Source organism: Cohaesibacter marisflavi (genome assembly GCF_963665895.2).
Lineage (GTDB): Bacteria > Pseudomonadota > Alphaproteobacteria > Rhizobiales > Cohaesibacteraceae > Cohaesibacter > Cohaesibacter marisflavi.
On record NZ_OY762534.1, the window covers coordinates 1,679,844 to 1,702,698 of the forward strand.

At 52.7% G+C, this 22,855-nt stretch carries 18 protein-coding genes; 6 read left to right on the top strand and 12 right to left on the bottom strand.

Going from position 1 to position 22,855, the window contains the following annotated elements; translation table 11 throughout:
* Nucleotides 1-48: 48 nt before the first annotated feature.
* Entirely contained in the window at nucleotides 49-1,851 is a 1,803-nt protein-coding gene (locus tag ACKPCT_RS08870) for an ATP-binding response regulator (RefSeq protein WP_319569404.1), read from the bottom strand.
* 285 nt (nucleotides 1,852-2,136) lie between these two features.
* On the opposite strand from ACKPCT_RS08870, the gene ACKPCT_RS08875 reads away from it, so the two are divergent.
* Entirely contained in the window at nucleotides 2,137-2,772 is a 636-nt protein-coding gene (locus tag ACKPCT_RS08875; RefSeq protein WP_090068278.1) for a DUF4202 family protein, read from the top strand.
* Nucleotides 2,773-2,989: 217 nt separating this feature from the next.
* The gene (gene menA / locus ACKPCT_RS08880) at nucleotides 2,990-3,937 is read left to right on the top strand and encodes a 1,4-dihydroxy-2-naphthoate octaprenyltransferase (protein ID WP_319569007.1); all 948 of its coding nucleotides are present in this window, start codon (nucleotides 2,990-2,992) and stop codon (nucleotides 3,935-3,937) included.
* 65 nt (nucleotides 3,938-4,002) lie between these two features.
* Here menA and ACKPCT_RS08885 read toward each other — a convergent pair whose 3' ends face one another.
* Nucleotides 4,003-4,461 carry a copper chaperone PCu(A)C gene (locus ACKPCT_RS08885; protein WP_210186621.1) on the bottom strand — a complete coding sequence of 153 codons (459 nt, stop codon included), beginning with the start codon at nucleotides 4,459-4,461 and terminating at the stop codon, nucleotides 4,003-4,005.
* A gap of 157 nt (nucleotides 4,462-4,618) precedes the next feature.
* Nucleotides 4,619-4,741, bottom strand: coding sequence for a hypothetical protein (locus tag ACKPCT_RS08890; protein ID WP_280141741.1), 123 nt, complete (start codon nucleotides 4,739-4,741; stop codon nucleotides 4,619-4,621).
* Nucleotides 4,742-4,744: 3 nt separating this feature from the next.
* On the opposite strand from ACKPCT_RS08890, the gene ACKPCT_RS08895 reads away from it, so the two are divergent.
* The gene (locus tag ACKPCT_RS08895; protein ID WP_090068272.1) at nucleotides 4,745-5,635 is read left to right on the top strand and encodes a bile acid:sodium symporter family protein; all 891 of its coding nucleotides are present in this window, start codon (nucleotides 4,745-4,747) and stop codon (nucleotides 5,633-5,635) included.
* A 119-nt stretch (nucleotides 5,636-5,754) separates the two neighbouring features.
* Here the strand turns inward: ACKPCT_RS08895 and ACKPCT_RS08900 are convergent, their stop codons facing one another.
* The gene (locus ACKPCT_RS08900; RefSeq protein WP_090068931.1) at nucleotides 5,755-6,324 is read right to left on the bottom strand and encodes a cupin domain-containing protein; all 570 of its coding nucleotides are present in this window, start codon (nucleotides 6,322-6,324) and stop codon (nucleotides 5,755-5,757) included.
* 213 nt (nucleotides 6,325-6,537) lie between these two features.
* Here ACKPCT_RS08900 and ACKPCT_RS08905 point away from each other — a divergent pair, with 213 nt between their 5' ends.
* Nucleotides 6,538-7,866, top strand: a complete 1,329-nt coding sequence (locus ACKPCT_RS08905) for an aspartate aminotransferase family protein (protein ID WP_319569008.1) — start codon at nucleotides 6,538-6,540, stop codon at nucleotides 7,864-7,866.
* Nucleotides 7,867-8,008: 142 nt separating this feature from the next.
* On the opposite strand, the gene ACKPCT_RS08910 is transcribed toward ACKPCT_RS08905, so the two are convergent.
* The 5 genes from ACKPCT_RS08910 to ACKPCT_RS08930 form a co-directional block, all read right to left on the bottom strand.
* On the bottom strand, nucleotides 8,009-9,121 hold the full coding sequence (locus tag ACKPCT_RS08910; protein WP_090068269.1) for an ABC transporter ATP-binding protein: 1,113 nt from the start codon (nucleotides 9,119-9,121) through the stop codon (nucleotides 8,009-8,011).
* A 52-nt stretch (nucleotides 9,122-9,173) separates the two neighbouring features.
* On the bottom strand, nucleotides 9,174-10,817 hold the full coding sequence (gene bglA, locus ACKPCT_RS08915) for a beta-galactosidase BglA (RefSeq protein WP_090068267.1): 1,644 nt from the start codon (nucleotides 10,815-10,817) through the stop codon (nucleotides 9,174-9,176).
* A 62-nt stretch (nucleotides 10,818-10,879) separates the two neighbouring features.
* Nucleotides 10,880-12,037, bottom strand: coding sequence for a carbohydrate ABC transporter permease (locus ACKPCT_RS08920; protein ID WP_319569009.1), 1,158 nt, complete (start codon nucleotides 12,035-12,037; stop codon nucleotides 10,880-10,882).
* Nucleotides 12,038-12,039: 2 nt separating this feature from the next.
* Complete coding sequence (locus ACKPCT_RS08925; RefSeq protein WP_090068263.1) at nucleotides 12,040-13,050, bottom strand: carbohydrate ABC transporter permease; 1,011 nt, start codon at nucleotides 13,048-13,050, stop codon at nucleotides 12,040-12,042.
* Between the two features lie 403 nt (nucleotides 13,051-13,453).
* Nucleotides 13,454-14,809, bottom strand: coding sequence for an ABC transporter substrate-binding protein (locus tag ACKPCT_RS08930; protein WP_090068261.1), 1,356 nt, complete (start codon nucleotides 14,807-14,809; stop codon nucleotides 13,454-13,456).
* Between the two features lie 392 nt (nucleotides 14,810-15,201).
* Between ACKPCT_RS08930 and ACKPCT_RS08935 the strand changes: the two genes are divergently transcribed.
* On the top strand, nucleotides 15,202-16,224 hold the full coding sequence (locus ACKPCT_RS08935) for a LacI family DNA-binding transcriptional regulator (RefSeq protein WP_090068259.1): 1,023 nt from the start codon (nucleotides 15,202-15,204) through the stop codon (nucleotides 16,222-16,224).
* A 79-nt stretch (nucleotides 16,225-16,303) separates the two neighbouring features.
* Entirely contained in the window at nucleotides 16,304-17,668 is a 1,365-nt protein-coding gene (locus tag ACKPCT_RS08940) for a GH1 family beta-glucosidase (RefSeq protein ID WP_319569010.1), read from the top strand.
* A gap of 318 nt (nucleotides 17,669-17,986) precedes the next feature.
* Here ACKPCT_RS08940 and ACKPCT_RS08945 read toward each other — a convergent pair whose 3' ends face one another.
* The 3 genes from ACKPCT_RS08945 to ACKPCT_RS08955 all read right to left on the bottom strand — a co-directional run bounded on the left by ACKPCT_RS08945 (nucleotide 17,987) and on the right by ACKPCT_RS08955 (nucleotide 22,758).
* Nucleotides 17,987-18,436 carry an Lrp/AsnC family transcriptional regulator gene (locus ACKPCT_RS08945; protein WP_090068256.1) on the bottom strand — a complete coding sequence of 150 codons (450 nt, stop codon included), beginning with the start codon at nucleotides 18,434-18,436 and terminating at the stop codon, nucleotides 17,987-17,989.
* Between the two features lie 521 nt (nucleotides 18,437-18,957).
* Nucleotides 18,958-20,322, bottom strand: a complete 1,365-nt coding sequence (locus ACKPCT_RS08950) for an amidase (protein ID WP_319569011.1) — start codon at nucleotides 20,320-20,322, stop codon at nucleotides 18,958-18,960.
* Between the two features lie 234 nt (nucleotides 20,323-20,556).
* Nucleotides 20,557-22,758 carry an anthranilate synthase gene (locus ACKPCT_RS08955; RefSeq protein ID WP_319569012.1) on the bottom strand — a complete coding sequence of 734 codons (2,202 nt, stop codon included), beginning with the start codon at nucleotides 22,756-22,758 and terminating at the stop codon, nucleotides 20,557-20,559.
* Nucleotides 22,759-22,855 lie beyond the last annotated feature (97 nt).

Sequence of the window (22,855 nt, forward strand, 5' to 3'; positions counted from 1 at the left end):
TGTTCATCATGTCCCTCGATGCATTGGCATCATACCATGATGGATATGTTACGAGATGACTTGCGCGTCGCTATCACTGGAAAACAAGCCGAGCATGGCGGATCGCAGCTGAACCGGCTGAACCGGTTTATGGATGAGAAGCAGTTTTTCCCGGCTGACGCGCTGATGCACCTTGTCAGAAAGATCTCCCGATATAACAAGCGCTTTCAGGTCTTTGCCATAACGCATCCGAGCCTTCTTAATGATGTCAAGACCGGTATATCGGGCTGGGAATGAAAAGTCCGAGATGATGAGGTCAATTGGCCCTTCGATGTCATCCAGAGCTTCCAGGCTTTCAGCAGTTGCCAACTGGCACCCCCACGCTTGCAACAAACTAGCCGTTGCCTGCCGCGTTCCTTCATCATCATCCACCACAAGGATCCTCTTGTAACCGAAGACTGCCCCAATGCGATCTGACGCCCCTTTGGATGGCTTTCTTTTCTGTGACAGGGGTGCGCTTTTAAAGCCCCTAAGCGTGATCTTGGTGCCCGACGGGCTTGTATCAAGATCAAGCGCGATATTCTGGAGGTCGGCAAGCCGCCGGACGATCGCCAATCCCAGCCCGAGCCCCTTCTCGACCTGATCGGACGTGTCCATGTTGGGCATGATCCGTTGACGCCTTTTTTTAATCTGCGTAAATTCTTCGAAAATGACAGCTTGATGCTCTGCCGGAATGCCCGGACCGTCATCGCAGACAGATATGCTCAGATCCTCTCCCGCCTGCTCGACAAGAATGCGCGCAAAGCCTCCGCCGGAATGACGAATGGCGTTGGACAGCAGATTTTGCACCATGCGCCGCACCAATATACCGTCAGCCAGAATTCCGACCTTGGGGCATTCGAGCATCAAGGTGACGTGGGCAATCTCAGCCAATGGCTCGTAGTCATCAAGCACATGGTTGAGCATATCTTCGAGATCAAAAAGCGAAGGACGCACCTGCACCTTGCCACTGTCAAGCAAACTGACATCCAGCACCGAGTTGAAAAGCTTGGACAGTGTCTGCAAAGAGGAGCGGATACGGCCAAGCGTCTCTCGGCTTTTTTCATCCATTGTCTTGAGGGGCAATGTCTCGATATGCAGACCGATGGCATGCAATGGTTGGCGCAAATCATGGCTAGCGGCAGCCAGGAGGCGTGTCTTTTCACGGTTGGCGTGACGTGCTGCCTCGGCCGCTTCCCGATAGCGCTGAGCTAGGTCGAGATTCTCGTTGCTGATTTGAATATATTGCGACACGGATTCCAGCGTGTCATGGCCAAAGCGCAGCATCATGGAGAGGAAAACGAGCACAAGCCCGCCGAGGAGAATGAATTCGTCTCCTAGCAGAATGAGCCGCAAGGACAATAGCCCCAGATAAGGCACAGCATACAGGGCGAAGGATCGCGGAAAAACGCCCAGTGAACGAACGGCCGCAGCCGTCGCTCCGGCTGCAATGGACATCTGGATCGCAAAGTGCGCAACATTATCAGGATTGAGGCTGACAAAGGTCATCACGCCCCAACTGGCCCCCACAACAAGGCTGAGATAATCCATCAGGCCTATCCAGAGATAAGGCGTGCGTTTGCTAGGCCTAATCCGCATATAAGTACGCCGCCAGACCTCCATCAGCAGTGGGTAGAAGATGATTTCCAAAATACCCCAAAGGATCAGAAACCATGTAGGTACAGAAGCATTGCTGCTGGCAATAAAAATGAGGACTGCAGCACTTGCTATATGCCCAAGATAGATGGAATCCGGTGTTTTCAGGAAAACATTGACATGTTCATGCACGCTGTTCTCGGGAAGCGGTTTCCTGAAGGCATCGAGAAGATACATAGTGCTCACACGTCTTGCGCTCGTCGTCGCTACTGCGGCGGCTGGCCGCTTTCTGCGAATGGTCCCAATCATCTCATATTGTCACTAGTTATGCATATATTTCAATAGTTTAAATCAGTTATTAGATAAGTACTAATTCGTATTTCGAAGAAAGTTTGCGTCTTTTTGACTTTATAGATAGGCTGAAGTTGTAAATTGCAACGCTCTTTGATTTTTCCAAGGGCAATCTCGACATCAAACCTTTGCCGTTCCATTCCCTTTCCTTTCACGCAACGAGTCCCCCCAATGACACCGCTTGAAAAGACACCGCTTGAAGATATTTTTGAAATTATTGATCAGACCAACGCGCAAGATCCCCGCATGACGGCTCCGCAAGGAACTGCCGCTGTGCCTACCGAATTACTGCGCGGTTTCAGACTAAGTCTCGTGTGCGAAGAGTTCGCCCCTACGGCTGATGATCTGGTCAAGATTGCAGCTCGGGCCCAAACGCTGGAAAGCTGGCAGTTTGAAGAAGCGGACGGAACGCCTCCACAAGAAAATGTAGCTGTCATAGAAGGCCGCAAACGCGAACACAGCGCCAAGAGAATTTCTCAAATTATGGCCGCCAATGGGTATGATGAAGCAGATTGTGCGATCGTCCGAGACCTTGTGCTTGGCAAGAGCGAAGATGAAACTGGCCGGGCGCAATTGCTGGAAGATCTCAACGGGCTGGTATTCATTCAATTCCATGCCGTTGATCTCCTCAAACTCTATCCCGCTGAGCAATTGGCGCCAATCCTGACCGATTGCTTGTCAGGTATGAGTGACGAGGCGCTTTATCATGCCATCGACCAAATGAATGATCCAGTGTTGATCAAGACGCTACAATCCATTCGTCAGGACATCAGTGTTGAGAAAAAGTCCATTGTTTATCTGGATTGACCGCGCAGCCAGGCAAGCTTTCAAGGCTTGGGTAGGCATTTACGCCCGAATACGAGTACAGGTTGCCGTTTTGTAACCTTTATTCACTTTTTGGCGCAAAGCTTGCGATTCCTAAGACGAATTTCGATTCAGGAATTTTATTTAGACCAAAAGTAGTGTAGCAACGCCTGAAGAAGGTTTCGTCTACACTTGATCAATGCGCCCTGAGAGGTTCCTTTTGGCTCGTACAGATATGAATATGGCTGAGCGGTTTCAGAATAATGTCAGTTGGTCATCGGTGTGGCTGATGGCGATGCGACCCAAAACGCTTATTCTATCCCTCAGCCCCGTTTTGCTGGCTGGCCTTATTGTATTTGGCGCTCAGCTCTCTGCAGACTGGATTGTCTTTCCCATCATCATTCTGTCGTCTGTCAGCATTCAGATTGCAACCAACCTGTGGAATGACGCAGCCGACGCCTCATCGGGCCTTGATCAGGCAAGCGAACGGCTCGGTCCGCCCCGCGTGACTTCTCTAGGGCTGCTCAAACCCTGGCAGGTGCGCTTGGCGGCCTTTCTGTTTCTGTTGCTCGCAGCGCTTTGTGGCCTCTATCTGGTCTATGTGGGCGGCTGGCCCATTCTGCTTATCGGCATTGTGGGCATCATTTGCGCCTTTGGCTATTCCTCCGGCCCCTACCCGATCTCCGGTTCTCCATTCGGGGAAGTCTTTGTCATCTGCTTTTTTGGCATCATGTCGGTTATGGGCAGCGCCTATCTGCTCACAGGAACATGGACTGTCGAGAGCTTCTGGGCCGGTTTCTATATCGGATTGCCTGCTGCTGCGGTTCTTGTGGTCAACAATTTTCGAGATCGCATCGGCGATGCGGAAGGCGGGCGCCACACGCTGGTTATTCAGATCGGACCGCAGGCCGCAAGGCGCCTCTATGCCATCCTGATGCTATTTTCCTGTGTTGGGCTGGTGCACGTCAATAGTATGATCCACCCGGGCACACTGAGCCTTGTCAGTCTGATTATCGCCGGGTTGCTGATGATCTATGCTCTGGCGATGCCCATTCGCCGGTTCTTTCTGGCAGAAACGGCCCCGTTGCAGAATCAGTGTCTGCTGGGAACATCCATGTTCCAGTTGCAGTGGCTGTTCGCCTTTCTTCTCATCATGCTGCTAAGCTAAGCGGACGCCATTGGAGCTGCAGCAACAATGGTGTCGCTGCAGCCCTTTATCCGTTCAAGGCAAATTTACATCTGTGGTGCGGACTTTGCGCCGACGCCAGCAACAGGCACTTCAATTGTAACCTTGCCAGCCTTCTCGAATGTCAACTCCAGCGGGAATGTCTCGCCCTTCTTCAGCGGGGCCTTCAGCTTCATGAACATCACATGATAGCTGCCCGGCTTAAGCGCCACTTCTCCATGAGCTGGCACGTCGATTGCCTCCACCTGACGCATGCGCATCACATCGCCATCCTTGATATGCGTGTGCAGTTCGGTCATTTTTCCAACATCTGCGCTGGCTGCAATGAGGCGATCAGCATCCCCTTCGTTGGTGATCTGCATGAAACCACCGCCCGCATTTGCCATTCCGGCAGACGCACGTGCAAAGGGAGCGGAAACCGTAATATCTCCCACTTTCCATTCAGCAGCCTCTGCAGCCAAACATGACAGGCCCATTGCCATTGCGCCAATAATCAGTTTTTTCACGATGTCTCCCACTTTTACCTAGGTGTAACTCTCTTACGCATCCTTAGTGGCTGATTTTTCCATTAAGTCAGTTCCTACGGAAATGCGAATTTTATCTCTCTCACCTACTTTATTAATGCGCTCTTGTTCATTAAACTATGCAACTAAGTGAGACACCTTAGGTCATTGTGAGTATTTCCAAGGTCGCACGGGCAAACCAGTCGCCTCTATCAACCAGCATATCCCGATAGCGCAGCGCCCAACGATCCATCTCTTCTGGCCAATAAAAAGAAAAGGTCATCCTGTGAATACACCCCTTATTCCCATCGGTCTGGCTCTCATCATGATGACAGTCGGTCTTTCGGTTCGCCTGTCTGACTTCAAGGCGTTGCCACGCCAATGGAATGCTGTCGGTGCAGGTCTGCTTGCTCAGCTAGTTTTTCTGCCGTTGATCGCCCTGTGCGTTGCTCTGGTTACGCGCCTTGATACCGTTTATGCCATCGGCCTCATCATTCTGGCGTCGGCACCGGGTGGAATTTCTTCCAACTTGCTCACGGTTTTGGCTCGCGGCAAAACAGCGTTGTCCATTTCGCTGACGATCCTTACCAATCTGGTTGCTTTCATCACCATCCCGACGGTGCTTTCCATTGCCTTCATCGTCTTTAGCGGCTCGGGCGTGGATGGCCCGAGCAGCAGCGAGCTTTATGCCCTGCCATTCGGCGAAACCGCTCTGAAAGTTCTGGCTATTTCTGCTTTGCCCCTGGCAATCGGCATGGCGATTTGCCGCTTTCTGCCAAACTTTGCCAGCCGCATTGAAAAACCTGCCAAATTTGTCGCATCGGCAATCTTTGCAGCCATTGTTGTCAACTCCTTCTATAGCGAGTGGAACAGCATCATGGCCCACTGGAGCACGGTTGGGCCTGCGGTCATTCTGCTCAATCTGGCAGCGATTGGCTCCGCTCTGCTGTTCAGCCGCCTGTTCAAACTGAGCGCCAAGCAGGCCCTGACGATTGCCATCGAATGTGGTTTGCAGAATGTGGCCTTGGCTCTGGTGATCGCGCAATTCATGGGCAATGGACGCTTCATGGTCCCCTCGTCCATTTATGCGCTGGTCATGAATGTATCCGTGCTCATCCTCATTGCTGTCGGCAACAAGCTTTCCGATAGCAAGAGCGAAGCACACAGCGAGCAATGAGGGGACACTCGTAAGAGCCCCTATGATAGAAACAATTCCGGCGGGTGAGTTAGCGCAGGCGTTAACCTCCCGCCGTTTTTGCATCCGCAATCCGCAAGCTTAGCGAGATTAAAACCCTTTCAGAAGGTCGGCGGTGAACAGGCGCTTATACAGACACAGGGTTCTGCTCCCGTGTTGCGGAAACGATGAGGCAGAGCGCTTTCGAAATACCACGCATCACCGGGTCGCAAGATCTGGCGTTCGTCACCCACCGTTACCTCAAGGCTTCCTGAAAGTACGATACCGCATTCCTCGCCCTTGTGGCTAAGAGCGACACGGCCAGTGTCCGCCCCAGGCATGAGGCGTTCATGGAGCATCTGAATGCTCTTCTCTGGCCTGTCTGCGCCGACAAGTCGAAAAGACAACTTACCGCGCCCGATCTCCTTCAAATCACTCGACTTATAGAAATATCGCCCTTCTGCGCTGAGCTCGAACGAGAAAAAACGGGCTAGATCCATATCCACGCCATCCAGTATCCGCTTGAGCGCGCCGACGGAAGGGTTGGACTGCCCGCTTTCGATTTGTGATATGGTGGCATTGGCAACGCCTGTTTTCTTGGCCAGCGCTCTTTGGGAGAGGCCGTAAGCCAATCGGACCTGACGCAAGCGCTCGCCGATATCGGCACCGACATCCTCTTCGGTTTCGCCCATTTGCGGCAAATCGGTATGAGGCAAATGGGGCTCAACCATTTTATTCCTCTTCTGGCGCTAAGCACACCCGTTCAGCTGTTCAATATTCCAAACACTTTACTATCGGCGTACGTATTTTCAATAGGTTATGGATACAAAAATAAAGACTTGTTCATTTTGCACTGGCACAGCACACTTGCCCGATAACAAAATCACTTTCCCAATGAGGTCCAGATGAACAACCAAAGCAAAATGCCAAATGATTTATCCAGTTTCTGGATGCCTTTCACGCACAATCGCGGCTTCAAGGAAGATCCGCGTATGGTGGTTTCTGCCGACGGCATGTTCTACAAGAGTGCTGACGGACGCGATATTCTGGACGGCACCGCCGGGCTATGGTGTGTGAATGCGGGCCATAATGCGCCGCGGATTGTCAAAGCAGTGCAGCAGCAAGTCGCCGAGATGGACTATGCGCCGAACTTCCAGTTTGGTCATCCCAAAGCCTTTGAATTCGCCTCTCGCGTGGCCGACCTTTTCCCCGAGGGCATGGATCATGTGTTCTTTACCAACTCTGGCTCGGAATCCGTTGATACAGCCCTCAAGATCGCCCTGCACTATCATCGTGCCCGAGGCGACGCAGCACGCACGCGTCTGATTGGTCGCGAGCGCGGCTACCACGGCACCGGCTTTGGCGGTATCTCTGTTGGGGGCATCTCAAAGAACCGCATGCATTTCGGCTCCCTGCTGACGGGCGTTGACCATCTGCCGCATACCCATGACATTGCCAAGAATGCCTTCTCTCGCGGCTGCCCGGAACATGGCGGCATCGAGAAAGCCAATGCGCTGCTTGACATCATCGCCTTGCATGATCCCTCAACCATTGCAGCCGTCATCGTCGAGCCTATGGCGGGCTCCACGGGCGTATTGATGCCGCCCAAGGGCTATCTGCAGCGTCTACGCGAGATCTGCACCAAATATGGTATCCTGTTGATCTTTGATGAGGTCATCACCGGCTATGGCCGTCTGGGCAAGGCGAGCGCTTCGGAATATTTCGGAGTCACCCCGGATATCATCACCACCGCAAAGGGCCTGACCAACGCCGTCATCCCTGCTGGGGCCGTAATCGTCTCTAACGAGATCTATCAGTCCGCCATGGACCATGCCGATGCGGCCATCGAGCTGTTCCACGGCTATACCTATTCGGGTCATCCGATGGCTGCTGCTGCAGGCCTTGCGACACTTGATACCTATGCCGAAGAAGGCTTGTTCGAGAATGCCGCCGCTCTCTCTTCCTACTGGGAAGATGCGGTGCATAGCCTTAAGGGCGGACGCAATGTCATCGACTTGCGCAACCTCGGGCTTGTGGCCGGTATTGAGCTTGCACCACGCGCAGGCGCACCGGGTTCTCGTGGCATGGAAGCCATGATCAAAGCCTGGGAGAAAGGTGCCATGATCCGTGTCACCGGCGACATCATCGCGCTCTCACCACCGCTCATCGTCGAGAAGAGCCATATTGATCAGCTCTTCAGTGTTGTGGCAGAGGTCATCGCGGAAATCGAATAAGCCACAGCAGAAGACCGATAGGAAGCCCAAGGCCAGCAAACTTTTCTGCTGGCCTTTTTATTATCCAACGCTGATACAGCAAAGGCCTCCATGCGATTGCATGAAAGCCTTTGCATTGCTTTTTTCAATCGAAGACTGAAGTCTATTCCTTGCCAATCCAACGGAAGGAAATTTCTTCTTCATTGAAGAGATGGCGTTTTTCGTCGTCTGCGGTCAGGGTTACCATTTCGCCCCGCTTGAAGTCATGGGTGCCCGGAATCTTGGCAATCAGGGCTTCTTCCCCTTCATGCGGTGGTTCCAGATAGAGCAAGGTCACTTCACCGAGTTTTTCAACGATGCGCACTTCGCATTTGTAAAGTGGCTCATCGCCATCTTCACACAGACGCAGATCTTCAGGACGAACGCCGAATTTGGCTGGCTTGCCTTTCTGATCTGGTGTGCTGGGCACGTTCACCGTAAAGCTATGTCCGCCCTCTTCGAAGGCAACGCGGGTTTTCTCGCCGGTTTCCATGACCTTACAGTCATAGACATTCATGGCCGGAGAGCCGATGAAGCGCGCCACGAAAACATTTTTCGGGTTTTCATAGAGCTCCATGGGCGCCCCACACTGCTCAATGATACCGCGCGTGGAAAGCACGACAATGCGATCCGCCAACGTCATGGCTTCCACCTGGTCGTGGGTCACATAAATCATCGTGGTGTCCGGCATGCTCTCGTTGAGCTGAGCGATCTCGATGCGGGTTGCGACACGCAGGGCAGCATCGAGGTTGGACAGAGGTTCATCGAACAGGAAGACCTTGGGATCACGCACAATGGCGCGACCAATAGCAACACGCTGGCGCTGGCCACCAGAAAGCGCCTTGGGCAGACGCTCCAGAAACGGGGTCAACTGCAGAATGTCTGCTGCCTTGGAGACCCGCTCATGGATCTCTTCCTTGGAAGCTTTGGCGATCTTCATGCCGAAGGCCATATTGTCATAAACCGTCATATGCGGATAGAGCGCATATGTCTGGAACACCATGGCAATGCCGCGTTTGGACGGAGGCACTTCGTTCATGCGCTGTCCGTCAATCTGCAAATCGCCGCCGGTGATGCTCTCCAGCCCCGCTATCATGCGTAGAAGGGTGGATTTACCACAGCCAGAAGGCCCAACGAAGACGATGAACTCGCCTTGCTCGATTTCCAGATTGATATTCTTGAGGACCTTGGTGACGCCATAGGCCTTTTCGATATCTGTAAGCTTCAGGCTTGCCATCCTGCCCTCCCGAGAAACAAGTTACTAGCTCTTACATGCAAACTTTTCATCATCACTTCATTACCCCGAAATAAGCACCATAAGCGGGCAGATGCAGGGAGTTATCCATCATGAAGCTTTCAAAGCCGGCGACTTCAAGTGCCTCGACATTTTCGAAATCAAACGGCACTTCGCGCTCTTCAGCAACAAGGTTGAAGACACAAAGGAGACGTTCTTCTTCACTTTCGCGAATAAAGATCAGCACATCCCCCTCTTCGTCATTCGTCACGAAATGAATGGCCCCTTTTGACAAGGCAGGATGGAGTTTCCTGAAGGCCAGCATGTCGCGATAATGATTGAGTAGCGATGTTTCGTTCTGTTCTTCAATATCGACGGTCGTGGCAGCATGATCTTCTGGGATCGGCAACCATGGTTTGGATTCAGAGAAACCAGCGTTGGTATGCTCATACTCCCAGACCATCGGCGTGCGACATCCATCGCGGCCCTTGAAGTCCGGCCAGAATTCGATGCCGTAAGGGTCCTGCAGTTCCTCATATGGCACATCAGCTTCCTGCAGCCCGAGTTCTTCGCCCTGATAGAGGCAAACAGACCCACGCAACGAGAGCAGAAGCGCAATGCGTTGACGGTTGACGGTATCTTGCAAGTCGGGCTTCACCGGCCAACGGGTGCAATAGCGCACGACATCATGGTTGGAGAAAGCCCAGCAGGCCCAAGCATCTGGCGCTTCGGATTGCAGCGACGTGAAGGCCTTGTAGACATTCTGCGGTGTTGGTGCATCAGGTCCGAGAAAGTCGAAGGCGTAGCACATATGCATCTTGTCGCCACCGGACGTATAATCAGCCAGAATTTCCAGACCCCGCTCGTCATCCCCCACTTCACCCACAGCCGCAGCTGCCGGATATTCGTCCAGCAAGGCCCGGAACCGCTTCAAGAATTCCAGATTCTCCGGTTGGCTCTTGTCATAGAGGTGAGACTGATAAGTATAGGGGTTGACGCTTGGCGCCGTATTATAGTTCTGCAATTCCGGAGGCAGAGCCGGGTTGTCCCTCAGCGTCTGACTATGGAAATAGAAGTTGATCGTATCCAGGCGGAAACCGTCAACACCGCGATCCAGCCAGAAGCGGGTAACATCAAGCAAAGCATCCTGAACGTCCGGATTGTGGAAGTTCAAATCTGGCTGCGACTTGAGGAAGTTATGCAGATAATATTGTTTGCGGCGACTATCCCATTGCCATGAAGACCCACCGAAGATGGAGAGCCAGTTGTTGGGCACGGTTCCATCCGGCTTGGCATCCGCCCAGACATACCAGTCTGACTTGTGGTTGGTTTGGTCGCGCCGACTTTCCACAAACCACGGATGCTGGTCGGAAGTATGGGACAGCACAAGGTCGATCATGACCTTGAGCCCCAGATAATGAGCCGCAGAAATCAGTTTGTCGAAATCGGCCAGATTCCCGAACATTGGGTCAACATCGCAATAGTCCGAGACATCGTAGCCGAAGTCGAGCATTGGCGATGTGAAGAATGGAGAGATCCAGATTGCGTCCACGCCCAGAGAGGCGATGTAAGGCAAGCGGCTGGTAATCCCGTTCAGATCACCCACACCGTCTCCATTGGTATCCTGATAGGACCGGGGATAGATCTGATAGATCACACCACCACGCCACCAGTCCTTGTCAATTTCTTTTCCAATCATAGAATTTCCAGTTCAATTGCTTGTATGTCACTGTTTGGGAAAGTCGGCTTTATGGTTCCGACTTAACCGCCCTTGACCGAACCGGCCAGCAGACCACGCACCAGATAGCGCTGCAACGTGAAGAAGACGCCCAGTGGAACGATGATCGTTATGAAAGCGGATGCCGTGAGAATTTCCCAGTTGCCGCCGCGAGAGCCCAGCATTTCGCGCAGGCGTCCAGTCAGCACCAACTGATCCTCCGTGTTGCCAAGGAACACCATGGCCACGAGCAAATCGTTCCAGACCCACAAGAACTGGAAGATCGCAAAGGAGGCGAGCGCCGGGAAGGACAGAGGCAGAATGATCTTGACGAAGATGTCAAAATGGCTGGCTCCGTCGACACGGGCTGACTCGATGATTTCTCTTGGTAATTCCGAGATATAGTTACGCAACAGATAGACTGCCAACGGCAAGCCGAAGCCTGTATGCGCAAGCCATATGCCCAGATATGTCTTTGCGGGTACGCCGAAGAATGATCCTACACCGTTATAGAGCCGCAACAATGGTATGAGCGACATCTGGAGAGGGACGACAAGTAAGCCGACAACCACCGCGATCAACACCGCTCGACCGGGAAAATGCATCCATGCCAAAGCATAAGAAGCAAAAGCGGCGATCAGGATCGGGATGACCGTAGAAGGAATGGTCACCGTCAAGGAGTTGACAAAGGATTGGCCAATCCCCTCGGCTGTCAGAACCTCTCGATAGTTATCGAGTGTAAAAATGGGAGGAGTCTCGATGGTGTAGAAAATGCGCTTACCACGTTTTCCGGTCCATTCCTCCGGCTGAGTGATGGTATAGCTGCCATCACTTTCAACGGTCATCTTGCGATCCCGTCGCATGTCAGCCGTTTCACCGACCTTGAACGCAGCAGGCTCCTGAGCACGCCAGCCAAAGGCCTTGATCGTGCCCGAGTTTTCATCCTGCTCAAGGACATTGCCTTGCAGAACATAAAGGCCATCCTTGAACACCTGATCTTCAGGGTCAACGGACCGTCCTATCACATTCTGTTCGGAAGAAAATAGCGCTGTCCACCAGCCAGAAACCGCCAATTGGTCCTTGTCCCTGATAGAGGAAACGAAAAGGCCGATTGTCGGTAAGGTCCATAGAAGAACCAGCATGAGGACGGACAGATGAACTACCCACATCAAGGGCGATTTTGTTTTGGATCCTGAGATCATTTCTAGTGCCCTTTGGAATCTCTAGTAGCTGAACGAATGTTCCAGATCATGATCGGAACGACGAGCAACATGATGATGACTGCGATTGTGGCACCGCGACCGAAATCGCCGCCACCGCGGAACATCCAGTCATACATATAGTTGGCGAGCACCTGCGTATCCCATTGCCCGTTTGTCATCGCGAACACGATATCGAAGACCTTGAGCACGGTGATTGTGATGGTCGTCCAGACAACGGCGATTGTTTTCCAGATCTGAGGGACCATGATCAGGAAAAAGATCTGCACGCCATTGGCGCCATCAATCGTTGCTGCTTCGATCGTTTCTTCTGGGATGCCGCGCAGGGCCGCAGACAGGATGACCATGGCAAAGCCGGTCTGAATCCAGACTAGAATGATCATCAGGAAGAAGTTGTTCCAGAAGGGAATTGTGATCCACGCCTGAGGATCGCCCCCCAAGGCCTCAACAATGGCGTTGAGAATACCAATCTGGGCGGAGCCTTCACCGCGATATTCGTAGACGAATTTCCAGATGATAGACGCGCCGATGAAGGAAATGGCCATTGGCATGAAGATCAGTGACTTGGCGATATTGCCCCACCAGATCCGGTCGGTCAGCGCCGCGATCACAAGGCCGAAGAAAGTCGACATGGCCGGCACAAAAATAAGCCAGAGCATGTTGTTGAACATGGACTGACGGAACCCGTCGTCAAACCACAGCCACACATAATTGTCCAAACCGACAAACTGGGTGCTGTCGCTATTGTAAAAGGACAGTCGCACAGAATCGAGGGCGGGATAGACAAGATAAAGGCCCAATGTCAGCAGTGCCGGACCAAGAAACAGCCATGGACGGACAGCATGAGCGATCTGAAGATTCTTGATGCCCTTTTCGGCAGACGCTGCATTTGCTGGAAAGACACGATCCAGGAGCCAGTTCGAGCCATAAAAATACGCCACGCACGCAAGGACCCCGACGATAACGGTCCCCAGTGCCGATGCTAATTGCTCCATTTAGTCACGCTCCACCTTAATATTGCCCGGAAATTGATAGAAGGTACGTACGGATCGTTGCGCCCGTCTGCGTGGAGGCTACCATTCCCCGGTTCTTTGGTTTGAGTTTCACGACCCTTGCCGATATTTGCTTGGAAACGTCAACAAGACGGCTAGAACAGCCACTCTTCGGGACAACGTCTTGAAACCGCAAAAGGTTCCGAAACGCGATTGCCACATGAAGCGAGGCCCCAGACATTCTCCTTAAGGCCTGACTTAGCCTGATCGAAGCATTTTAGAATTCGATTTAAGTCACGATCGACCTTTCACAGCACTCGGCAAATGAAACAGGAACGATCGCCTATAGTTTACCGGCCCCCGAAAAACGGGAACCGGCGTGTTGATGGAAGATGTCTCTGCACACTTATTTCAGAGCATCCCAGGATTTCTGGATTTCGCCGGCAACCTCTTTGGCGTCTTTACCACCGGTGTAATCGACCATACCGGTCCAGAAGGAACCAGCGCCGATTTTACCTGGCATCAGATCAGATGCATCAAAGCGGAAGGTCGTTGCGTTGAGCAAAATCTCACCCTGTTTGTGCATGGAGTCGTTGGCATAGGCATCGAGATTAACACCTTTAAATGCGGTCAACAGACCGGACTGAGCCATCCAGATTTCGTGCGCGATTGGCGTTTTCAGGAAATCGATGAACGCTTCAGCTGCTTTGGAGTCCTTGGTGATGGCGAACATCGTGCCAGCACCGAGCACCGGTGTCCCCAGATCCTTGTCAGAATAGGCCGGGAAGTAGAAGAAGTCGGCATCGACACCCAACTGCGTCCCTTCAGGGAAGAAGGAAGGAATGAAGGAAGCCTGTTTATGCATGTAGCATTTCGGCGGGGAAGCAAAGAGACCTTTCGGGCTATCGCGGAAGTCGGTCGTAGCAACGGCCCCTGCTCCACCATCAACGAAATCATCATTGCGAGCGAACCAGCCAAATTCTTCAATGGCATTGACGACAGCAGGATCATCAAACGGAATGTCGTTGGAGACCCATTTGTCGTAGGTGGTCGGGCTAGCGGTGCGCAGCATCAGGTCTTCCACCCAGTCGGTTGCAGGCCAACCGGTCGCAGCGCCAGAACCAAGACCGATGCACCACGGAGTGCCACCATCTTCCACGATTTGTTCTGTCAGCGCCTTGAGGTCTTCCATGGTCTCCGGCACTTCGTAGCCAGCATCATCGAAGTTTTCAGGGATATACCAGACCAGTGATTTCACGTCGGCCTTGTATGGGAAAGCAAAGAATTTGGATTCGCCGTCTTTATCTTGGTAGCTACCCAGATCAACCCAGGATTCACCAGCTGCGTAATTCTCAGCAAGCCAGTCGCGCGTTTCATCACCAAGCGGAGTCAGATAGCCTTTGCTTGCGAGATCAGCGGCCAGACCGGGCTGCGGAAAAACTGCAACGTTTGGTGCAGAGCCAGCGCCCGTGTCAATCACGATCTGCTGCTCGAAAGAGTCTGAGCCAGCATACTGCACTTTAACGCCAGTTGCTTCTTCAAAATAAGCAACGACGCTCATGAAAAGGTCTTTGTCGACACCGAGCCACGGACCGGAAATGGTCATGGATTCGCCGCTCAGGTCTACATTCTTTTTGAATTCCTCATAAGAAGCCCAGTTGAACTTCGCGTCTTCCCCTGGCTTGAATTTCAGCTCTGCGGCCTGAAGGCTCCCAACAGAGAGAGCGGCAAGGGCTGCACCGAGCATAAGTTTTTTCAACATTTGCGAACCTCCCAAGAATGCCGACTTCGCACACGACACCCTATCGTTATTAAACAAAAGTTGCGCTTTATCCAAAGCGCTTTGAATGAGCTGAGCATGCTTTGGTTGCATACAAGAGTCAAGGATGAATTTAATGCAAACCGGTAAAATCCGGCGGTTTTTCTACACTTTCAAGCGTGCTCTTTGGGCATGTGATTGTAAAAAATGCCGCAATGTTTGACAACAGGATTGCGGTTTCAACCGGTTTGTGCCTAAGATGCTGTCAAATTTTCAAAGGGCTTTGGCTTGCGGAGGACCAGCCTCGGCCTATCGTAGCACAGGCTGGGCAAGCGCATAAAGTTGAATAAGCTCATACTATCGACTGTAGGTAGCTTGAGTTCGAGGTGACGACTGTGAATCTTAAGGAACTTTCCAACAAACTAAACCTGTCTCAAACCACGGTCAGTCGGGCCCTTAACGGGTATCCCGAGGTTGGAGAGAAAACGCGTGCGCGCGTCATCGAAGCGGCTCGTAAATATAATTATCATCCCTCCTACTCGGCCAAGCGCCTTGCCATGGGCAAGTCCCATGCAGTCGCACATGTCGTACCCCAAAGCCCGCAGCATTCCATGATCAACCCGCATTTCTCCGACTTTATCGCCGGCGCGGGATCAACCTACGCCAAGTTTGGCTTTGAAATGCTGATTTCTGTTGTGCCTTATGATGAGCAGGAAAAATGCTATCGCGAGCTGGCACGCTCCAAGCGCGTGGATGGCGTTATCGTCCACGGCCCATATAAAGAAGACCCGCGCATCGGGCTATTGCAAAGTCTCCAATTACCCTTCGTGGTGCATGGCCGCACCGAAGAAAGCAATATCGACTATTCCTGGCTCGATGTGAACAACCGTAGCAGCTTCAAACGCGCGACCAACTTCCTGCTCGATCTCGGCCATGAGCGGATTGCTCTGCTCAATGGTATTGAAGAGATGGATTTTGCCTATCGCAGACGGCTTGGCTATGAAGCCGCTCTCACCCAGCGTGGCATTGAGGTGGACTCTGGCCTCATTTTCTCTTCCGACATGATCGAGCCTTATGGATACGACGTCACCAAGTCTCTGCTCCAAAGGGAAAATGCTCCTACAGGTCTCGTCACCTCTTCAGTTCTGACTGCGCTCGGCGTTGTGCGTGCGGCTCAGGAATGCGGCCTGCAGATTGGCAAGGATCTCTCCGTCGTCACTTTTGACGATGAGCTGTCCTTCCTGCAATATCCCGGTGTGCCTCTATTCACGTCGGTACGGTCTTCCATCATGAATGCCGGACGACGATTGGCCGAGATTCTTCTCGACCAGATTGACAATCCGGACAAGCCACCGGTGCAGGAACTCTGGGAAACGGATCTGGTGGTAGGTCAATCCACCGGCCCGCGCCGCGTCTGACAGAAGTGCACCCAACAACCACACCGCTTTTACCTGATGAGCCCGCTCCCCGGCTCAAGCAACCTTATGGGATTTCTTCATGCCAGCATTACCAAGACAGCCGCATTTTACTGTCAAACGGTCTGACTTTCCCGAAGACTTCACCTTCGGCACCTCCACCTCGGCCTATCAGATTGAAGGCAGCGCCTTTGGTGGCTGCGGCCCCTGCCATTGGGACAGCTTCGCCGCAGCTCCGGGCAATGTTGTCCGCTATGAAAATGGCTCAAAGGCGTGCGACCATTATCACCGCTGGGACGGTGATCTGGACCTGATGCAGCAACTGGGCGTTTCAGCCTACCGCTTCTCCACCTCTTGGGCCCGCATTCTCCCGGAAGGCCGTGGGCAGGTGAATGAGGAAGGGCTCGATTTTTATGACAAGCTGGTGGACGGCATGCTTGAACGCGGTCTACAGCCAAACTTGACGCTGTATCACTGGGAGCTACCTAATGCGCTTTCCGACATTGGCGGCTGGCGTAACAGGGATGTAACCGACCTGTTTGCCGACTATGCCGAAATCGTGGTCAAACGCCTCGGCGACCGGCTCTCCAGCGTGGTTACCTTCAATGAGCCCTGGTGCGTCACTTGGTATAGCCACTATCATGGTGCCCATGCTCCCGGACTACGCGACATACGTGCAGTCAGCCGGGCAGCCCATCTTGTACCCGTTGCCCATGGCAAGGCCCTCGCCGCTTTACGTGCTCTGGGGCAGAAGGATCTGGGCATCGTTCTCAACTTTGAGCATGTCAGCCCGTTTGACGAAAGCCACGCCTCCAAAACGGCGGCCAAACTGACCGAAGGCATATATAATCGCTGGTTCCTTGGAGGCCTGTTCAAGGGTGCCTATCCCGACGATGTGCTGGCCTATCTCGAACCGCACCTGCCAGAAGGCTGGCAGCAGGATATGGAATCCATCAAGGCACCGCTCGATTGGCTCGGCATCAACTATTATACGCGTAATCTCGTCTCTGCCGGAGAGACTGAAGACGGCGCCGGCCTGCCAGAGATGATTGGCAACAAGGGCCCTCTTCCGCGCACAGAGATGGACTGGGAAGTCTATCCGGAAGGTCTCGGCTATCTTCTCAATTGGATCAAGGACACCTATACGGGCGATCTGCCTCTGGCCATTACGGAAAATGGCATGGCCAACAATGATAAGCTGGTGAATGGATCTGTTGACGACCAGGAGCGCATCGCCTTTCTGGATGCCCATTTCAAGCAGGCACTTAGTGCAATTGAAAATGGTGTGCCGCTCAAGGCTTACTTCGTATGGTCCTTGATGGACAATTTTGAATGGGCATTGGGATATGACAAGCGCTTCGGACTCGTTCATGTCGATTTCGACAGCTACAAGCGTACCCCGAAAGCCTCCTATCATGCGCTGCAAGCGATGCTTGACAAGTCCTGAGCCGCCAAGTCAGGCGGATAACCAATTTAAACTGACAATAAAAAAAGAGGCAGCCACTAGAGGCTGCCTCAAACCTTGCGCAGAGCGCAATGCAATTGCGCATTGGGGGATGCGCGACTGCGAGAATGGTCGTCGTTGCGGGGGACAACGACGACCAAATGCAGATCAAAAGACCCGCAGTGGCCCGAAGGCCCACGTACAGAGAATGTTGCTTTTATAGCCGCGACACTTCGTGTGGGGGACTGGTCGCTATCATTCTCTGTCCGCTCGATTTGCCACATTCCAGGGTACTATTGCCGCATCAAAAAAACGCAACCCCTAGAAGGGCAAACTCAACGTCTCTTTCAGTGTCTCCAATGAAATCAGCGTCTCGGTTCTTTTCACGCCCGGCAACCGTTTCAACTGGGTCGCCATGAATGCATTCAGCTCCTGATTTGTGCGTTCGCGCACCTTGAGCAGATAGGAATGCGTTCCTGTCACGTGATGAACCTCGAGCACCTTATCGATTGCGGTCACTTCAGAAACAAACTCTTCTTCACTACATCCGTAGTCCAAATCCACATATATGAAAGCAGTGACGCCAAAGCCAACCGTCGATGGTTCAACAATGGCCTCTATCGACCTGACTGCGCCGGAATCGATAAGCTTGCGAACCCGATCATTGGTCGCGGAGACCGACAACCCGATCACTTTCGCAAGATCAGCGCTTGCCCTTCGGCCATCCTTCTGAAGGAGCGCCAACAGCCTTCTATCGGTTTCGTCCATCATGGGGATGCTCACATAGTGAATTTAAAACTATCGGTATAGAATTTACCTATTTGGATCAATAGATACAGAGTGACCTTTAAGACTTTTGGATATGTACACTTTTAGACAAATCACTACCAAACAAGGAATATACGCAAAAGTAACAATGAAATTTCGCAGAAGACTCTGATTCTACGCGAAAAAAACGCAAAATACGGTCCGATGAGTAAAATATTTCAATCGCTGCAGACCTACATATCTGTGGATATTGGAAAACGTTTACACCACAAGGTAGATCTCAAAATTAATTTTGTACATCCCTGTATATTTCAATGAATCTTACGGCAAAAAACCATCGACGAACGAATTTATCCTGATTTTACTGTGCGCTATCCTACCAGACGGGGAAACATGCAGGAAAACGCCAATCTCAGAGCAAAAATTTATTTGTATAAAAACGAACTTTTATTCGCGCTTTTTATACGAATTTCTTCATATTTCAAATTAATGCATTTTACCTTGACGTGTAGCCAATCGATGAATCAGGAAGAAACCGAATTGACGCAGAGATCAATGGACTCAGCGATATCCAAAACCATGGCATCAGCACCTTTTTCGCCCACAATCATGAGCCCGACAGGGGCTGCATCGACATCGCCAACGGGAATGGTTGCCGCTGGCCGGCCAAGAACATTCACCAGCGCGGTATTCCGCAATACTTTGACATTGGCCTCGGCGTAAAGGGCATCGGACTCCTCAAGCGGGGCGAGTTCGGGTGGCACCATTGCCACCGTTGGCATGAGAATGACATCATAATTGCGCGTCGCCAGATGTGCCTTCTCAATCATCTCCTTTTGTAGAGTCAGCATTTCGATATAGTCTGACGCAGAAATGTTCGCACCGTTTTCTATACGGATCCTTACGCGAGGATCCATTTGGTCACCTTTAGCGGCGATGAGATCACGATGGAGATGATAGGCTTCCGGTCCAGCCAGGCTACCCAATCGGGCAATCTCGTTAAAATTCTCGAGGGCATCTATTTTTATCCGCTCCAGCCGTGCGCCGCCTTTTGAAAGCGCTTCAAGCGCCCGCACAAAGGCACCAGCAACTTCCATGTCCAGCCCGTCCAGAGCGATGGTCTCCAGAATACCGAACCGCAACCCAACCATCGAGCGCAAGTTTGGCTCCGGGACAGGGGCCCCGGCCATGACATGGTCAATGATGCGGCAGCAATTCATGGATCGAGCGAGCGGTCCTACCGTGTCGAGCGAAGAAGACAGGGGAAAGACTCCTGTCATCGGCTGCCTGCCGGTGGTTGGCTTGAAGCCATACAGACGGTTGAAAGCGGATGGTATGCGCACAGAGCCACCGGTATCACTGCCGATAGCCGCGACCGCCATATTGTTCGCAACAGATAGCGCAGCGCCCGACGAGGAGCCCCCGGGCACGCGCCCCACTTCTTTGTCCCATACATTGAGCGGAGTGCCAAAATGCGGATTGAGACCCAGACCTGAATAGGCAAACTCGGTCATATTGGTATGACCCAGAAAGATGGCACCAGCAGCTCTCAAACGTTCAATGACAATCGCATCACGCCGGGCAGGTTCTGCCATTTCCGCAAGCACTGCCGACCCGGCGGTTGTTGGTGCACCTTGTACATCGAAGAGATCCTTGACAGAAATCGGAATGCCCGCCAGAGGCCCTTGTGGCACGCCCATCTTGCGCATGGCATCGCACGCTGCGGCCTGCGTGATAGCGGTATTCTTAAAGGTGCGAACGAAGATCGCGTGCCCCTCTCCTGCATCATTCTCGATTTCGGCGAGAGCTTCGCTGACCAATTCCACAGAAGAGTTTTTCCCGCTCATCAGAGCGTTTCGGGTCGCTGCGATTGTTCCGGTTACAGCCATAATCTCGCTCCGATTTGCGCAAAGGTTTTGGGGCATTGGAGCCCTATGTGATGCTGCCATCAAAATACTTAGTAGAGAAACAGTATAACAAGATTTTCGAAAACTGCAGCAGTCACAAATTTCTGTCTCATCTCTTGTCTGGGGTGCTGGCAAGAGTGCTGACGTAGAGTTTTGGGATAGGAGATATATCAAAGGGGTGAGAGACCTCCCACCCCTTGCCAGACCATTCAAGATCTATTTCTTTTTGGCTTTAACGCTTGCGATGACATTTTCAATGATTGTCATCCCGGCCTTTCCGCCCAGAGTCATGATGGATTCTGGATGGAACTGCACTGCGCTGATCGGCTCGGACGTATGTTCAATTGCCATGATCACACCATCCTCTGTATCGGCCGTAATTTCGAAGTCTTTCGGCAGTGTTACAGGATCGGCAAAGAGTGAATGATAACGTCCAACCACCACTTGTTTTGGCAACCCCTTGAAGAGGCGCCCCTTCCGCAGGCGAATGCGAGAGGGTTTGCCATGCATAGGCACGCCCAACTGTCTCAGAGAGCCACCAAAGGCTTCTGCGAGCGCCTGCAGCCCCAAACAAACGCCAAAGATGGCAATGCCACGCTCGCGCGCCTTGGCAATGGTTGCCTTGGTGTTGAAATGCTCAGGCGAGCCCGGCCCCGGAGACATGACCATGAGATCAGGGTTGACCCTGTCGAAGATTTCATCAGCAACGGGCGTCCGCACGGTGAGCACTTCTGCGCCGGTCTGGCGGAAATAGTTCGCAAGGGTATGAACAAAGCTGTCCTGATGGTCGACCAGAAGGATCTTGAGCCCCTCGCCCGGCTTTTTGACCTCTGCACTTTCCGCCAGAATTTCCGGATTGGCCGCTTCGCGCACTGCTGCACGCAGGGCGGAGGCTTTCAATTCAGTTTCGGCTTCTTCTGCTTCCGGGTCGGAATCAAACAGCAGTGTTGCCCCTGCCCGCACTTCAGCAATGCCATTCTTGATGCGAATGGTCCGCAGAGTCAGACCGGTGTTCATATTGCCATCAAAGCCGATAGCGCCAATCGCGCCGCCATACCAGGCACGCGGAGATTTCTCGTGTTTCTCGATGAATTCCATAGCCCACAGCTTGGGAGCACCGGTAACGGTTACGGCCCATGCATGGGACAAAAAGGCGTCCATTGCGTCGAGCCCTTCCCTCAGGCGTCCTTCGATATGGTCCACCGTGTGAATCAGACGCGAATATAGCTCAATCTGGCGACGGCCTTTGACGCGGACAGAACCGGGAATGCAAACGCGGCTCTTGTCGTTGCGGTCTACGTCGGAGCACATGGTCAGCTCGCTCTCGTCCTTCTTGGAGTTGAGTAGCTTGAGGATCTGCGCGCTATCTTCAATCGGATCGGCACCACGCTTGATGGTGCCGGAAATCGGGCAAGTTTCGACAAGGTCGCCATTGCTGACCTTGACAAACATTTCCGGGCTGGCGCCGATCAGATATTCCTGCTGGCCCAGGTTGATGAAGAAGCCATAAGGAGACGGGTTGACCTGTTGCAGACGCTTGGAGATGGCTGATGGCTTGCTTTTTACCGTCTCGTAGAAAGTCTGGCCGGGCACACACTCAAACAGATCACCGCGTTTGAAATAGTCGACAGCCTGACGCACGATGCCGGCATATTCACCCTTTTTGTGGTCACCCGCTGGGGGCGTCACATCCGATGGCTTGAAGGGCTCGACATTGGGCACGCGCTCCATGCCCTCGGTTGTGTTGCCTTCATAGGCGAAGTCATAGCGATAGCGGGTGGTTTCCTGCGCATAGAGGTCGTTGACGATGATTTCGTCTGGCAGATAGAGCACCATGTCGCGTTGATCATCAGGGCGCTCAAGCTGAAGCTCGATTGCATCAAACTGGAAGGCAAGGTCATAGCCGAAGGCTCCATAAAGCCCCAATGTGCTGTCCTGCCCGGATTTGAACAGGCCGACGATCTCACGCACAACAGAAAAGACGCTCGGCACGCGGCTTCGTTCTTCTTCAGTGAAAGACCCTTCGGGTTCCTTCACTTCGAGACGAATGCTCGTGTCATCGGCTTCATAGCTCTTGAGAATGAAGAGGTCCTTGAGTTGCTTGTGAATGGCAGGAATAAGCACCACACCACGATCATTCAGCGCCTCGATGGCCATGGTCCGGCCACGCGCAGTAACAACAAGCGGTGGATTGACAAAACCAAGCTCCCAACGGGTGTAGCGTCCGGGATATTCATAGTTTGATGAAAGCACCGCGCCGCGCTGACTGTCCAGTTGTTCAAGGCAGGCGCTCATGGCCGTTGCAAAATCATCCTGGCCAGCCTGGCGGACAATCTCTATGCCGCCTTCGGTTATATAATCTTCGTCGGGTATGAAATCGATATCGGCATTGCCAGGGTATAAAGTCTCTTTGCTCATCTTGTTCCTCACTGTCAGGGCTCTTGCGTGTCGCCAAAACCTCGACCTGTTGGTTGCTCATTCCGCCTTCTTTCGGGCGGGTCCTGTGCAAAGCTAA